This is a genomic window from Flavobacterium sp. ENC (assembly GCF_020991415.1).
GTDB lineage: Bacteria > Bacteroidota > Bacteroidia > Flavobacteriales > Flavobacteriaceae > Flavobacterium.
Genome location: NZ_JAJMOY010000004.1, coordinates 497,683 through 512,899, shown reverse-complemented (window position 1 = coordinate 512,899; position 15,217 = coordinate 497,683). Strand labels below are relative to the sequence as shown.

The 15,217-nt window shown below is 36.0% G+C and carries 11 protein-coding genes; 7 read left to right on the top strand and 4 right to left on the bottom strand.

What is annotated here, in order from left to right; all coding sequences use genetic code 11:
- Positions 1 to 153 precede the first annotated feature (153 nt).
- Complete coding sequence (locus LPB89_RS13730) at positions 154 to 2,184, top strand: S41 family peptidase (protein ID WP_230702334.1); 2,031 nt, start codon at positions 154 to 156, stop codon at positions 2,182 to 2,184.
- A 344-nt stretch (positions 2,185 to 2,528) separates the two neighbouring features.
- Positions 2,529 to 3,242, top strand: coding sequence for a YebC/PmpR family DNA-binding transcriptional regulator (locus tag LPB89_RS13725; RefSeq protein ID WP_007811539.1), 714 nt, complete (start codon positions 2,529 to 2,531; stop codon positions 3,240 to 3,242).
- Positions 3,243 to 3,538: 296 nt separating this feature from the next.
- Here LPB89_RS13725 and LPB89_RS13720 read toward each other — a convergent pair whose 3' ends face one another.
- The 3 genes from LPB89_RS13720 to LPB89_RS13710 all read right to left on the bottom strand — a co-directional run bounded on the left by LPB89_RS13720 (position 3,539) and on the right by LPB89_RS13710 (position 8,253).
- Positions 3,539 to 4,447, bottom strand: coding sequence for a LamG domain-containing protein (locus LPB89_RS13720; protein ID WP_230702333.1), 909 nt, complete (start codon positions 4,445 to 4,447; stop codon positions 3,539 to 3,541).
- Between the two features lie 634 nt (positions 4,448 to 5,081).
- Positions 5,082 to 6,122 carry a PLP-dependent cysteine synthase family protein gene (locus tag LPB89_RS13715; protein ID WP_127337202.1) on the bottom strand — a complete coding sequence of 347 codons (1,041 nt, stop codon included), beginning with the start codon at positions 6,120 to 6,122 and terminating at the stop codon, positions 5,082 to 5,084.
- 70 nt (positions 6,123 to 6,192) lie between these two features.
- Entirely contained in the window at positions 6,193 to 8,253 is a 2,061-nt protein-coding gene (locus LPB89_RS13710; RefSeq protein WP_230702332.1) for a S9 family peptidase, read from the bottom strand.
- Positions 8,254 to 8,396: 143 nt separating this feature from the next.
- On the opposite strand from LPB89_RS13710, the gene LPB89_RS13705 reads away from it, so the two are divergent.
- Positions 8,397 to 8,717, top strand: coding sequence for a YbaB/EbfC family nucleoid-associated protein (locus LPB89_RS13705; protein ID WP_127337200.1), 321 nt, complete (start codon positions 8,397 to 8,399; stop codon positions 8,715 to 8,717).
- A 162-nt stretch (positions 8,718 to 8,879) separates the two neighbouring features.
- On the opposite strand, the gene LPB89_RS13700 is transcribed toward LPB89_RS13705, so the two are convergent.
- Positions 8,880 to 9,899, bottom strand: coding sequence for a low specificity L-threonine aldolase (locus LPB89_RS13700; RefSeq protein WP_230702331.1), 1,020 nt, complete (start codon positions 9,897 to 9,899; stop codon positions 8,880 to 8,882).
- Between the two features lie 150 nt (positions 9,900 to 10,049).
- Between LPB89_RS13700 and prfB the strand changes: the two genes are divergently transcribed.
- The 4 genes from prfB (at position 10,050) to LPB89_RS13680 (ending at position 15,186) form a co-directional block, all read left to right on the top strand.
- Positions 10,050 to 11,148 (top strand): peptide chain release factor 2 gene (prfB, locus tag LPB89_RS13695; protein ID WP_127337198.1). Its coding sequence is split into 2 segments (ribosomal slippage): positions 10,050 to 10,112 and positions 10,114 to 11,148, totalling 1,098 coding nucleotides; the frame shifts between segments, so codons are not numbered across the junction.
- 144 nt (positions 11,149 to 11,292) lie between these two features.
- Positions 11,293 to 11,739 (top strand): peptide-methionine (R)-S-oxide reductase MsrB, encoded by a 447-nt coding sequence (gene msrB, locus LPB89_RS13690; RefSeq protein WP_230702330.1) that lies wholly within the window; start codon positions 11,293 to 11,295, stop codon positions 11,737 to 11,739.
- 654 nt (positions 11,740 to 12,393) lie between these two features.
- A complete protein-coding gene (lpxD, locus tag LPB89_RS13685) occupies positions 12,394 to 13,392 on the top strand; it encodes a UDP-3-O-(3-hydroxymyristoyl)glucosamine N-acyltransferase (protein WP_230702329.1) in 999 nt (332 codons plus the stop codon).
- Between the two features lie 165 nt (positions 13,393 to 13,557).
- Positions 13,558 to 15,186: an acyl-CoA carboxylase subunit beta gene (locus LPB89_RS13680; protein ID WP_230702328.1), complete on the top strand. Its 1,629-nt coding sequence runs from the start codon at positions 13,558 to 13,560 to the stop codon at positions 15,184 to 15,186.
- Positions 15,187 to 15,217: the final 31 nt, after the last annotated feature.

Sequence of the window (15,217 nt, the reverse complement as noted above, 5' to 3'; positions counted from 1 at the left end):
GTGTAGTGCATTTTTTTTGTCCTGAATTCACAAATTTGAAGGTCTTAAAAGCTGCTGATTGTCAAATTTATGGGGTCGCCGATATTTTAAATAAATTACTGTCTTTTATCAAAAAATAACCGTAATTTTAGTGTAAACGATGACTTTCTCCCTATGAAAAAAATACTTTTAGCATTTATATTGACAACAAGCACCACATTTAGTCAGACCAGCGACAAAACCTGCGAAATACTAAATAAGATAAATGCATTGATTCAGACCGAGCATGTTCGTCCTAAACCGGTAAACGACAGCTTGTCTGTGTTTGTTTTTGATAATCTTATTAATGAACTGGATCCTTCCAGAAATATATTTTTCCTGAGCGAATACAATGAACTTTCTCAAAAATATCGCCTCAATTTAGACGATTTGATTCTGCAGAACGATTGTAGTTTTTTACCCGATATCACTTCAAAATACAAAGCCGGACTGATCAGAACCAAAGCTGTGCTGCAAAAGATCCAGGGGGAACCGATCGATTATACCAAAAAAGATACCATTCGGTTTTACAAAAAAGCATTTGCGTTCTATCTTCAGAAAGAAAACACAGAAAAAGTATGGCTTAAGAAACTGCGCTACCAAATTCTGGACGATATCGCGGAAACCAGTGATAATTTAGATTCTGTAAAAACCAATTTCAAATCGATTGAAATGGCGTCAAAAAACAGGATTCTGACTAACGAAATCTGTCGGATAAATACACTTCTCGAAGAAAAAAGTACACAGGCTGAAAAACTGTATAATTTTTTCTGCACCTATTTTGATCCTCATACCGCCTATTTTAGTGATGATTCCAAATCAAGTTTTGTTGCCTCTCTGTCAAAAGAACACTTATCCCTGGGAATGACAGTCAATCTAAACGAGAAAAACGAAATCATAATTGATGAAATCGACCCCAATGGCCCGGCTTTTAAAACAGGGCAAATCAAAAAAGGAGATCAGATTGTTTCTGTTTCAAATCAAAAAGAAACGTTACAGGTTTCCTGTGCTTCATTAGAATCGGTTTCAACCATGATTTTATCAGAATCGAATAAAAATATTGTACTTACTTTAAAACGAAATTCCGGTAAAAGTTTTGATGTACATGTCGAAAAACAGGTCATGAAAGATGAAGACAACTCTGTTTTTAGTTTTATAATTGGTAAGGACAGTAAAATTGGCTATATCAAAATCCCAAGTTTTTATGCTGACTTAGACGGAAATAGCCGAAAAGGCTGTGCCGACGATGTAGCACGCGAAATAATAAAGCTGGAGAAAGACAACATAAAAGGTTTGGTCATTGATTTGATCGACAATGGCGGCGGTTCTATGGAAGAAGCCATAAAATTAGCCGGAATGTTTATCGATTACGGTCCCCTGTCTATCGTTGTTGACAATAAGCAGGGCGCATCAGTGATCAATGATCCCTATAAAGGACTTATTTACAAAGGCCCGATCGTAATTTTGGTAAACAGCAATACCGCTTCTGCCAGTGAATTTTTCTCTTCTATTCTACAGGATTACAACCGTGCTTTATTATTAGGCAGTACAACATTGGGGAAAGCTACCATGCAAACGATTCTTTCGCTTGACGAAAATAAAAATACCGACTATCTGAAAATTACCATCAATAAATTCTACAGGGTTACCGGCAAAAGCCATCAATATGTGGGGGTTACTCCGGATGTAGTGCTCCCGGAATTTTATGAAGATGTCTACCAAAAGGAAAGCGATTTTCCGACCGCCATTAAAAATGACAGCATTGCCCCTTTCTTAAAATACAAAACTTATGTAAAGCGAAACGTCATCGATAAAATTGCAAAAAACAGCTCCATCCGATTGGCCGATAATTATTATTTTAATGACATCAAAAAAATCAACCAGAAAATTGACATGATGATAAATGTTCCCAAAACAGAAATTGCAATGACCCTGGATGCTATTTTTGAGCAGAAAAAGGTAATAAACTCCCTCTGGACAGAGATTCATACCTTCAATGATGACAACAATCCTTTAGATGTTTATAATTCAACAGTCAATCAATTTTTACTGGGTGTTTATCCCACTGAAAAAACCATAAATCAATACCAAATCGATAATCTCAAAACAAATCCGTACTTAAATGAAGCCGTAAATATTATTACAGAGTTTAACGGGGCGAAATGACTTAGATTCTTAGATGCTTAGATTCTTAGATTCTTAGATGCTTAGATTCTTAGATGCTTAGATTCTTAGATTCTTAGATGCTTAGATTCTTAGATGCTTAGATTCTTAGATGCTTAGATTCTTAGATTCTTAGATTCTTAGATGCTTAGATTCTTAGATTCTTCATAAAAAATCCATTCGTAAACGAATGGATTTTTTATTTTATTGTTTCCCGTAAAACCTGAAACATGAAACTTGAAACTTTTTAATCTATAAACTTCTAACTATCTCCAAAAAAGAACAGTTTTGATTTTGGAAAAATAAGGAATAACCGTATTTTTGCATCACAAAATAAAAAATCAGTAATGGGAAGAGCGTTCGAATTTAGAAAAGGAAGAAAAATGAAACGTTGGTCTGCAATGGCCAAAACATTTACCCGAATTGGTAAAGACATCGTTATGGCCGTTAAAGAAGGCGGACCTAACCCGGATGCCAATTCCAGATTAAGAGCTGTAATACAAAATGCAAAAGCGGCCAACATGCCTAAAGATAATGTTGAGCGTGCTATAAAAAATGCCAGCAATAAAGATACTGCCAACTATAAGGAAATTTTGTTTGAAGGATACGCTCCTCACGGAATTGCAATCCTGATTGAAACAGCATCTGACAACAATAACAGAACCGTTGCTAATATCCGCAGCTATTTTAATAAATGCAACGGAACAATGGGAACCCAGGGCTCTGTGGAGTTTATGTTTGATCATACTTGTAATTTCCGAATTGCAAAAGGTAATCTTGATCCTGAAGAATTAGAACTGGAATTAATTGATTTTGGTGCAGAAGAAGTATTTGAAGACGAAGACGGAATATTAATCTATGCTCCTTTCGGAAGTTTTGGTGCTTTACAAAAGGAACTGGAAAACAGAGGTCTGGAAATTTTATCTTCAGGTTTTGAACGTATTCCTCAGATTACTAAAGAACTTACTGAAGCTCAGATTGCCGATGTAGAAAAATTAATCGAAAAAATCGAAGAAGATGATGACGTAATGAACGTTTATCACACGATGAAAGAAGAATAAAATATACCCGCATAAAGATAAAAGCTCTGAAATTTCAGGGCTTTTTTTGTTTTACATTGTTTTAATTTTAATTATAAAAAACCAGATTAACTATTATATTTGCAGCAGTCAAAATTCTTTAAATTAAAAAACCGATCCAATGAAATCATCAAAATACACCAAATTCGCCGTAATCATTCTGGTAATACTATTTGTAGTACTTAGCGTAATAAGCTAAAAAGTCAAATTGAAAAGTAAAAAACAAAAGCCTTCTGAAGTTGTACATCAGAAGGCTTTTTAACTATATAATAAGTTTATTATTTTTTTGAGGGATTGTTAGTTATCTTCAGCAGGTATGTGCCTTCGGGCAAATCACCAATATTTGTAGCGTTGCTCCCCATTATTTTTTTTCCCTGTGAAAAAACCTCAACAGTCTTAGCACCGCTATTGGTTTCAGCCGGAGTTACGACAGCTGTTGTTTTTGCAGGAATAACAGGTTTAGTAGTGACAGCAACTGCTTTTTTTACTGTATTCGAAACCGGAACTGTTTCTGTCACAGCCGGAGCAAGTGCTTTTGAGCTGTTATAAGATTCCATAACCTGTTCATCTGTCATGGCTACACTATACAGCCTGAAATCATCAATATCGGCGTTTATAGCAGTCGTAGCGTTTAATTTTCCCAGATTCAGAATGTAGCCTTTTGTCACACGCGGAATTCCATCTACGGATTTTAATAATTCGCCATTTCTGTAAATTTTTGAAGTATTGCCATCGTACGTAATGCTGTATTGATACCAAACCTCTTTTGCAAGCGGTACTGAAACAATTACATCATTTCCGGTTCCCCAGCCTGCAAGGCTTAAATCAGCATTTCCATTGGAGGAAGCCTGCTGCAATAATCCAAAATATTGTGCCGTTACCGCTCCGCCATAGCCCAAAATATAATGGGGTGAAGTAATAGCATTAAATTTCACCCAAACAGATATAGACCTGGGTTTATTGCCTTGCGGAAGATCACCAACTACTGCCTGAAAAGATTTGTTAGTCAGCCGGAGAGCGCTTTTGGCAACTCCCATTCTGTCGTTTACAAAAGTAGCGGCTCCCAAAAAGGAAATCGTATTATCTTTATTATTTAAATTTCCATTGAAATTAAATTCCTGAACAGGATTTTGTGCATTCGTACTTAAAAAACTTACAAACATTAAAGTGAGTAATAATTTTTTCATATAATAAATTTTAAGGGCCTATTTTTAACAGCATTGCTTCCAGTGCGTTAAGCGAATTTTATTCAGTACTACTTCAAAATAATCAAAATTGATAATTTTGAAATAACAATTATATTTGTCGATACTTTTTAAAAATTTGTTAAAACTATAAATTTAATTCAATATCACCAAACACTTTTCACATTTAAGTATAGTATTCTCACATAAATAAAAACAAAAAAGCCTTTTGATGTTAAATCTCAAGAGGCTTTTCAATTCAAAAATTTAATATTTACTAAAACAACATAAAACGAACTAATTTCTACTAATCAAAATCGTATACTTAATTGGAAGTGAGTCTTTAAGATTCGTGAATTGGTGTTTGGCAGCAAGGTTCAGAAAATTACAAACAAAAAGTACGAGTAGCGATTTTTAGATTTAGCATATTAAAAACAAGGTGTCATTTTAACATTACTAAACTAAATTATAATGCATTAGGACAGAAATTTTTTCGTTAACTAACCTAAATAATCGTTTAAACAACAGAATTGATGATTTTATTTAAAAGATAAAATATTTTATATAGAAGCTTCCAAAAACAAAAAAAACTCCACCCGCTTCTGCAGATGGAGTTTTATATCTAAAAGTCTTTAAACTATTTTACGAATTCTATTTTCTGAACTTCTTCTTCATTGACACTGTCAAAGAAACCTTGTTCGTTCATCCAGTCATCGCTGAATACTTTACTCATATAACGGGAGCCATGATCTGGAAAAATAGCAATAATATTGCTTTCTTTAGTAAATTCGCCTTCTTCTGCATATTGCTTAATAGCCTGCATTACTGCTCCTGAAGTATACCCCACAAATAAACCTTCTTTTCTGGTAATTTCTCTTGCAGAGTGGGCACTCTCCTCATCAGTCACCTTTATGAATTTATCAATAATATCAAAATCTGTAGCAGACGGGATCAGGTTTTTACCTAAACCTTCAATTCGATAAGGATAAATTTCTTTGTTGTCGAATTCTCTTGTCTCGTGGTATTTCTTCAATACGGATCCGAAAGCATCGACACCCAGGATTCTAATATTTGGATTTTGCTCTTTTAAGAATTTTGCTGTTCCGGAGATCGTTCCTCCGGTTCCGCTGCAGGCAACAAGATGTGTGATTTGCCCTTTTGTCTGTTCCCAAATTTCAGGACCTGTAGTGTTGTAGTGCGCATCAATATTTAACTGATTAAAATATTGATTAATATAAACCGAACCTTTGGTTTCTTCGTGTAATCGTTTAGCGACATTATAGTAAGATCTTTCATCATCTGCTGAAACGTGCGCAGGGCAGACATATACTTTGGCTCCTAAACTTCTTAGCATGTCAATTTTATCTTTCGATGATTTTGAGCTTACTGCCAAAATACAGTTGTAACCTTTTATAATGCTTACCATTGCTAAGCTAAATCCTGTATTTCCAGATGTGGTTTCGATTATGGTGTCTCCGGGAGAAAGAATTCCTTTTTTCTCGGCTTCTTCAATAATATATAACGCTATTCTATCTTTTGAGGAATGTCCCGGATTAAAAGCTTCTACCTTTGCGTAGAAATTTCCTTCTAACTCTTCGGTGATTTTATTTAGCTTAATAAGTGGGGTGTTACCTATTAACTCTAAAACATTATTATAAGCGTTTATTTCTTCTTTCATAAAAAAATAGTTAATCAAAGGTATTTTTAAATAACCTCGATAGGTTGCAAATTTAACAAAAAATTTCTAATTAGCTTTTAATTTTTTCTAAATCTAATAAAAAACTAAATTCTTTTGCTAAGTCTTTTAGTGCTTCGAATCTTCCTGAAGCGCCACCATGTCCAGCGTCCATATTGGTATCTAAAAACAAAAAATTATTATTTGTTTTCAGCTCTCTTAATTTGGCTACCCATTTGGCTGGTTCCCAATACTGCACTTGTGAATCGTGCAATCCTGTAGAAACGTACATGTTTGGATAATTTTGTGCCTTTACATTGTCATAAGGCGAATAGGACAACATATAGTCATAATATTTTTTATTATTTGGGTTACCCCATTCATCATATTCTCCTGTTGTTAACGGAATACTGTCGTCAAGCATCGTCGTGATCACATCAACAAAGGGTACCTGAGCGATAACTCCGTTATATAATTCCGGGGCTTCATTTATGATAACTCCCATCAATAATCCTCCTGCTGATCCTCCTTCTGCATACAAATGTTTCGAAGAAGTAAATTTTTCGTTAATTACAAATTTAGAGCAATCGATGAAATCTGTAAAGGTATTTTTCTTTTTTAACAGTTTCCCGTCCTCATACCATTGTCTTCCTAAGTCCTCACCTCCCCTGATATGGGCAATTGCGAAAACAAATCCCCGATCTAACAAAGAAAGCCTGGTAGACGAAAAATAAGCATCCATTGTGATTCCGTAGGACCCATAGGCATAAAGCAGTAATGGATTTTTTCCGTTTTTTTCCAGTCCTTTTCTGTAAATCATAGAGATCGGAACCTTTACTCCGTCTCTGGCAGTAGCCCAAATACGCTCTTCAATGTAATTTTCTTTATCAAATTTTCCGCCTAAAACCTCTTGTTCTTTTAAGATCTCTTTGGTTTTGGTTTTCATATTAAAATCAATAACAGAAGAAGGCGTTCCGAGCGATTGATAACTGTAACGCAAAATATCGGTATCAAAATCTATATTGGTGGTTGTGTAAGCATTATAAGTTTCACTTCCGAAAGGCAAATAGTAATCAGCTTCGCCATTCCAGGGCATAATACGAATATGATTTAATCCGTTGGAACGCTCTTCTACCACTAAGTAATTTCTGAAAATTTCGATATCTTCCAGCAAAACATCCTCACGGTGCGGAATAACATCTACCCAATGCTTCTTTCCCGTTTTATTTTCAGGCGTTTTCATCAACTTAAAGTTCGTCGCCTTGTCTTTATTGGTCAAAATGTAAAAGGAGTCCTCATAATGCGAAATACTGTACTCTAAACCACGTACACGGGTCTGAAACACTTCAAATTCCCCATCCGGATTATCGGAGTTCAGAATTCTGTATTCAGTCGTCAAAGTGCTTCCTGAGCCTATGACAATGTATTTTCTTGATTTTTCTTTGCTGATGGAAACATTAAAAGTGTCATCGGTTTCATTATAAACCAATACATCTTCTTTTGAATCGGTATTTAATTTGTGCCTGAAAACCTTATCGGCTCTTAAAGTCACTTCATCCTGTTTGGTATAAAAAATCGTATGGTTATCATTTGCCCAGACAGATCCTCCTGTGGCATTTTCAATTTTATCCTCCAGGATTTTTCCGGTTTCCAGATTCTTGATCTGTATCGTGTAAATTCTTCTTCCGACAATATCAACACCAAAACTCGCAAATTTATTATCCGGGCTAATACTCAGTCCTCCCAGTTTAAAATAAGCATGCCCTTTTGCTAATTCATTACAGTTGAATAAAATTTCTTCCGCTGCCGAAAGACTTCCTTTTTTTCTTGAAAAAATCGGATAATCCTGTCCGGTTTCAAAACGTGTGATATAAAAATAACCATTATAAAAATACGGAACAGACGAATCATCCTCTTTAATTCTCCCTTTCATTTCCTCATACAAAGCATTCTGAATATCTTTTGTATGCGCTGTCATACTTTCGTAATAAGCATTTTCCTGGTTCAGATAATCAATAACTTCAGGGTTTTCCCGATCATTCAGCCAGAAATAATTATCGATTCGGGTTTCTTTATGTTTTTTTAATTTTTTAGGAATTATGTTGGCCTTTGGGGCAATTATATCGTTTGGCATGAATTAAGCATTAGTTTTTATATAAGAAGGAGCAAAAGTACTATAAACACAACAGAACAGAATTAATATTTTCATAAAATATTATATTGATTTCATACAGCAATATACTAATTTTGTATGAAATAATTTAAAAATCAACAAAAATGGATTTAATGGGAATGATGGGTAAACTTAAAGAAACCCAACAAAAAATTGAAGATACAAAAAAACGCCTTGATACGGTCCTAATCGACGAACAAAGCGCTGATGGATTATTGAAAGTAACATTAACCGCTAATAGAAAAGTGACAGCTATTTCTATTGATGACTCTTTATTGGAGGACAAGGAACAACTGGAAGATTACTTAATTGTAACGTTAAATAAAGCGATTGAAAAAGCAACAAGTGTAAACGAAAAAGAACTTGATGCCGTTGCAAAAATGGATATGCCAATGATTCCGGGAATGGATAATCTTTTTAAATAGAGACAAAGGTTCATAGGAACAAAGGTACAAAGGTTTTGATTTTGTAAACCTTTTTGAGCTTTCTGAATAAAAAAAGACGCACAATAGTGCGTCTTTTTTTTTAAACCCTTTGTACCTCTGAGCCTTTGTACCTCTGAACCTTTGCTCCTTTGTACCTTTTTCCTAAATCTTCGAAAGCGTCTCAAGCACATACGTATGCATGACTTCTTTATAATCCAGATGTGTTACAATTCGGAGCTTGTTGTGCCCCATTGAACTGATTAAAATATTTTTCTGTTTCAGTTTTTCTATTAACAGCTGATCGCTGTAACCTTCGGCCAACGAGAAGATCAAAATATTGGTTTCTACGGGTTCTACCGCCGACACCCAGGATTTTGTACTTAAAATTGCGGCAATTTCTTTTACTCTTCTGTGATCTTCGGCTAATCTTTCGATATTATGTGCCAAAGCATATAAGCCTGCAGCAGCCATATAGCCTACCTGACGCATTCCTCCTCCAAGTATTTTCCTGATCCTCAACGCCCTATGAATATCTCTTTTACTTCCCAACAAAATAGAACCGATTGGAGCTCCTAATCCCTTAGATAAGCAAACTGAAATGGTATCGAAAATAGCTCCAAATTCTTTCGGATTTTGTCTTTTTGCTACTAATGCATTCCAGATTCTAGCACCATCAAGATGAAATTTCAAATTATTGGCGTCACAGACTTTTTTTATTTCTCTCAGGTCTTCTAATTCATAACAGGCACCACCGCCTTTATTAGTGGTGTTTTCCACACAAACCAAACTGGTTAGCGGACTATGATAAGATTCCGGATCATTGATTGCCGCAGCCACCTGGGACGCAGTAATCATTCCACGGTGTCCCTCTATCAGGCAGCAGGAAACGCCACTGTTAAAAGATACTCCGCCACCTTCATAATTGTAAACATGTGCGTATTTGTCGGCAATTAATTGCTCACCGGGCTGCGTATGTAATTTGATTGCTGTCTGATTGGCCATAGTTCCAGACGGAAAAAAAAGTCCGGCTTCCATTCCAAAAAATTCCGCTACTCTGTTTTCAAGTTCAATGACTGTAGGGTCTTGTTTATATACGTCGTCGCCAACCTGGGCATTAAACATATACTGCAACATTTCGAGTGTAGGTTTGGTAATGGTATCGCTAATTAAATTTATTTCCATATTCTAAAAACTATGTCTTATTTTTGTACAACAAAATTACGTATTACTGATAGTTATTCGAGATAAGTTTTAATAAACTTTAACGTGTGAATATCCCAGAACCAAATTAACGTAATATTTATAAAAAACATATAAAACTAGTATTAATTTATGACAACTACCGAACAAATAAAAGGTATTGTGGAGCGCCTTGGTGCGTTGAGGAGGTATCTTTGACGTTGATGCCAAACTAATCGAAATCGCCAACGAAGAAGAAAAAACCTTCGCTCCTGACTTTTGGAACAATGCTAAAGAAGCTGAAATCATTGTAAAAAACCTTCGAAACAAAAAAAAATGGATCGAAGATTACAATAAAGCCATCGAGCTTACCGATGAATTACAGCTTGCTCATGACTTTTACAAGGAAGGTGAACTTTCCGCTGAAGAGTTAGATGAGCATTACAACACGACGCAGACGCATATTGAAAACATAGAATTCAAAAATATGCTTTCTGATGAAGGCGACAGTCTAAGTGCTGTCGTTCAGATTACAGCGGGTGCAGGCGGAACTGAAAGTTGCGACTGGGCCGGAATGCTGATGCGCATGTACATCATGTGGGGAGAAAGCTATGGATTCAAAATAAAAGAACTTAACTTTCAGGCTGGCGAGGTAGCAGGTATCAAAACGGTGACTTTAGAATTTGAAGGAGATTATTCTTTTGGCTATCTAAAAGGAGAAAACGGAGTACACCGTCTCGTTCGAATTTCACCTTTTGACAGTAATGCCAAGCGCCACACTTCATTTGCATCTGTGTACGTATATCCGCTTGTTGATGACAGTATCGAAATTGACATTAACCCGGCTGATATCGAAATTACAACTTCCCGTTCCAGTGGGGCCGGAGGACAAAACGTAAATAAGGTTGAAACCAAGGTACAACTGGTCCATAAACCAACCGGAATTCAGATTCAGTGTTCCGAAACACGCTCTCAGCAAGACAACAGGCAACGTGCCATGCAAATGTTACGTTCTCAGTTATATGAAATTGAGCTAAAAAAACAACAGGCCCAACGCGCTGATATTGAAGCCGGAAAGATGAAAATCGAATGGGGTTCGCAAATACGAAATTACGTTATGCAGCCTTATAAACTGGTAAAAGATGTCCGTACAGGCTATGAAACCAGCGATGTCGATGGCGTTATGAACGGAAATATCGATCCTTTCCTGAAAGCATTTCTAATGATGATGGGACAAAGGGAGGAGGAATAAGTTTGCAGTCGCAGTTTGCAGTCGCAGTCGCAGTACTGCAGGCGTAAACTGTTACTGAGACTGAGACTGAGACCGAGACTGAGACTGAGACTGAGACTGATCCCGATAGCTATCGGGAGAAACTGAAAACTTAAAAATAAAGTTATGATAAAATGGGCAGATGTAATTCGTTTTACAAATAAGGGAAATCCGGCTCCTGAAAAAAGAGTGGAGAAAACGGAAGAAGAATGGAAACAGCTTTTAACTCCTGAAGAATATCAGGTAACGCGCTTAAAAGGAACTGAAAGGTCTTTTAGTTCTGAATTATGCAGTTTATTTGATCCCGGAATCTACGAATGTAAATGTTGCGGCACTTTACTTTTTGATGCGAGCGAAAAATTTGAGTCAGGAACAGGATGGCCTTCATTTACGCAGCCGATTAAAGAAAGCGCCATTGGTTATCATGCAGACAAGTCATACGGAATGATCCGTGTTGAAGTAATCTGTAATACCTGCGATGCACATTTAGGTCACGTTTTTCCTGATGGTCCTGAACCTAGTGGATTGCGTTATTGTATCAATGCTATTTCTCTTTCTAAAATTAAAGAGTAATTATAAATTTAAAATTATGAAAAGCGATTCCTTTTACAAAGTGAATCGCTTTTTTCGTTTAATGCTAACCTTAGAAATTTATCAGCAATTTTCAGTATCCAATCTTCCTGCCATTGATTTAAAAAAAGAATAGTTGTTTTTTTATTTATCCTATTAATACTACTATTTTTAAAATAAATTTGCTGCTGTTGAAAAAAAACACTTATTCCATTAATTTTTGCTTTCTACTTACAATCAATCGATTATAAAAAACTGCTTCAATTTTATTTTTTTTAATTAAAATCCGAAATCAATATTTTTTTAGTTTTTGTGATATTTTATAAAAAACAGACAATTAACACATCTGAGGTATCAGAAAGTACCAAACATTTCAAAGATACCATCATGATAATCAACTAGTAAGACCTTATTTTAAACCCTTTTACTCCCATAGAAATTTAAGCACCGAGTATAAATTTATATCAAATTGAAAAAATATCACCCTTCATTAAATTACATAACAGACAAAAATTTAGTAGTTATTATGTTAAATTTGTAATATTTAAACTGTTATTTAAAGAGTAACTTAAAAAACTTCAAAATAAGATTAGGTAATTCGAATCTAATTGATTTTATTTGGCGAAAATTAACCCCCATAATCAATTAATTTATTCTATGAAATCCTATTCAATTCAAGAGATTAACGAAGTAATACAAGGTGTAATTTATGGCACTACCTCTCAAAGTGTAACAGCAACTGAGCAACTAGAAAAAGCAACAACTTCTGAAATTTCTTTTATAGGAAATAAAAAATACGAAAAATTATGGGAAGCCTCAAAAGCTTCAATAGCAGTTGTCAACGAAGATATTTCAATTGAACCGGGTGATAATCGTGCTTTTATTAAAGTAAAGAACGCCGATCTTGCGATGTCACAGATTCTTGCTCTTTTCGCCCCACCCACTCCAGTATTTCACAATCAGATTCACAGAACTGCCGTAATAGATGAAACAGCTATTATTGGTGAAGGAAGCAAAATTGGTGCCGGCTGTTATATTGGACCAAAAGTAGAAATTGCAGCAAATGTTACAATTTATCCGAACGTAACTGTCTTAGACGAATGTACTATAGGTAAAAATACAGTAATTTGGTCGGGTGCAGTAATTCGTGAGCGTTGTCATATCGGAAACGATTGTATTATTCATCCAAATGCGACAATCGGAGCAGATGGTTTCGGATTCCGTCCTTGCAGTGAAAAAGGTCTGGTGAAAATTCCACAAATCGGAAATGTAATTATAGGAAATAATGTTGAAATTGGAGCAAACACTTGTGTTGACCGTGGAAAGTTCAGTTCCACTATTCTTGGTGATGGCTGTAAAATTGACAACCTGGTTCAGATCGGACATAACAGTAAATTAGGTAAATTCTGTATCATGGCGGGAAATAGTGGCCTTGCTGGTTCTGTAACGCTAGGAAACGGGGTAATAATTGGCGGCAGCGCCTCTATCAAAGATCATACGACTATCGGTGACGGAGCCATTGTTGGTGCCGGATCAGGAGTAGTTGGCGATATTCCGGCCGGAAAAACCATGTTGGGATATCCTGCTGTAGAAGCTCGTGACGCCTTAAAACAATGGGCAATCCTAAAAAGAATGGTTTGCGATTCTAAAAAATAATTCAAATAATTGAAAAACATAACAAACAGAAGTTCGCTTCTGTTTTTTTTTGCCCTAAATTTTAAAAACGGGAAAATTTCAATTGTAAACAATTCAGTTTATTATATTTATTTCAATTGATTTTGTAAATTAGCACACACTATTTTGTAAAAACATCAATATCTTATGGATTTAAACTTCAATAAAAACGAAGATCACAATAAACTGCTACTTTCTGATTTAAAACAAAGATTTGCTAAAGTCAAATTAGGCGGAGGCGAAAAACGAATTGCAAAACTTCATGCAGAAGGCAAAATGACTGCCCGTGAACGCATTGATTATTTATTGGACGATAACGCCAAAAGTATCGAAATCGGAGGATTTGTCGGAGATGGAATGTATGCAGAACATGGTGGCTGTCCTTCCGGAGGTGTTGTTATAAAAATAGGATATATTAAAGGAAAACAATGCATTGTTGTAGCTAATGACGCTACGGTAAAGGCCGGAGCATGGTTTCCTATCACAGGAAAGAAAAACCTTCGTGCCCAGGAAATCGCAATGGAAAACAGATTGCCAATTATATATTTAGTAGACAGTGCAGGAGTTTACCTGCCGCTTCAGGATGAGATTTTTCCGGATAAAGAACATTTCGGGCGTATTTTTAGAAACAATGCTCAAATGAGCAGTATGGGAATCACCCAAATAGCCGCTGTAATGGGCAGTTGTGTTGCCGGTGGAGCCTATTTGCCAATTATGAGCGACGAAGCCTTAATCGTTGATAAAACAGGAAGTATTTTTCTTGCCGGAAGCTATCTGGTCAAAGCAGCCATTGGAGAAACAATCGATAATGAAACTTTAGGCGGTGCAACAACCCATTGCGAAATTTCGGGTGTCACCGATTATAAAGCAAAAGATGATGCCGACGCTTTAGACAAAATAAAAAACATAGTTGATAAAATAGGCGATTTCGATAAAGCCGGTTACAGCAGAATCAAAGCCGAAAAGCCTGCATTGGACCCAAAGGATATTTACGGAATTTTACCAAAAGCCAGAAATGAGCAATACGACATGATGGAGATCATCAATCGTCTGGTTGACAATTCCGAATTTGAAGCCTATAAGGAAGGATACGGACAATCACTTATTACCGGTTATGCCAGGATTGATGGCTGGGCTGTAGGTATTGTAGCCAACCAAAGAAAAGTGGTAAAAACCAAAAAAGGGGAAATGCAGTTTGGCGGTGTTATCTACTCGGATAGTGCTGATAAAGCCACCCGTTTTATTGCGAATTGCAACCAAAAGAAAATTCCGCTCGTTTTTTTACAGGATGTGACCGGTTTTATGGTCGGGTCAAAATCAGAACACGGCGGAATCATCAAAGATGGTGCTAAAATGGTAAATGCGGTTAGCAACTCGGTAGTGCCTAAATTTACAGTAATCGTTGGTAACTCGTATGGAGCCGGAAATTATGCCATGTGCGGAAAAGCATATGATCCAAGATTAATTTTTGCCTGGCCAAGCGCAGAACTTGCCGTTATGGGAGGAACTCAGGCCGCAAAAGTACTCGCTCAGATTGAAGCTTCTTCGCTTAAAGCAAAAGGTGAAATTGTAGATGAAGCCAAAGAAGCAGAATTATTTGCCAAAATAAAAGCACGATACGATGAGCAGACTTCACCGTATTATGCAGCTTCAAGATTATGGACCGATGCTATTATTGATCCATTAGATACCAGAACATGGATTTCGATGGGTATCGAGGCAGCCAATCACGCCCCTATTCAAAAAGCATTTAATTTGGGTGTCATTCAGGTTTAATTTTAAGGGATTCTTAAAATGCGTTAAATAA

Bases quoted from the DNA above. Each gene is read 5' to 3' on its own strand.
- LPB89_RS13705 (WP_127337200.1), top strand. From the start codon at position 8,397: ATGGATTTAATGGGAATGATGGGTAAACTTAAAGAAACCCAACAAAAA.
- LPB89_RS13700 (WP_230702331.1), bottom strand. From the start codon at position 9,899: ATGGAAATAAATTTAATTAGCGATACCATTACCAAACCTACACTCGAA.
- LPB89_RS13715 (WP_127337202.1), bottom strand. From the start codon at position 6,122: ATGAAAGAAGAAATAAACGCTTATAATAATGTTTTAGAGTTAATAGGT.
- lpxD (WP_230702329.1), top strand. From the start codon at position 12,394: ATGAAATCCTATTCAATTCAAGAGATTAACGAAGTAATACAAGGTGTA.
- LPB89_RS13720 (WP_230702333.1), bottom strand. From the start codon at position 4,447: ATGAAAAAATTATTACTCACTTTAATGTTTGTAAGTTTTTTAAGTACG.
- LPB89_RS13730 (WP_230702334.1), top strand. From the start codon at position 154: ATGAAAAAAATACTTTTAGCATTTATATTGACAACAAGCACCACATTT.
- msrB (WP_230702330.1), top strand. From the start codon at position 11,293: ATGATAAAATGGGCAGATGTAATTCGTTTTACAAATAAGGGAAATCCG.
- LPB89_RS13710 (WP_230702332.1), bottom strand. From the start codon at position 8,253: ATGCCAAACGATATAATTGCCCCAAAGGCCAACATAATTCCTAAAAAA.
- LPB89_RS13725 (WP_007811539.1), top strand. From the start codon at position 2,529: ATGGGAAGAGCGTTCGAATTTAGAAAAGGAAGAAAAATGAAACGTTGG.
- LPB89_RS13680 (WP_230702328.1), top strand. From the start codon at position 13,558: ATGGATTTAAACTTCAATAAAAACGAAGATCACAATAAACTGCTACTT.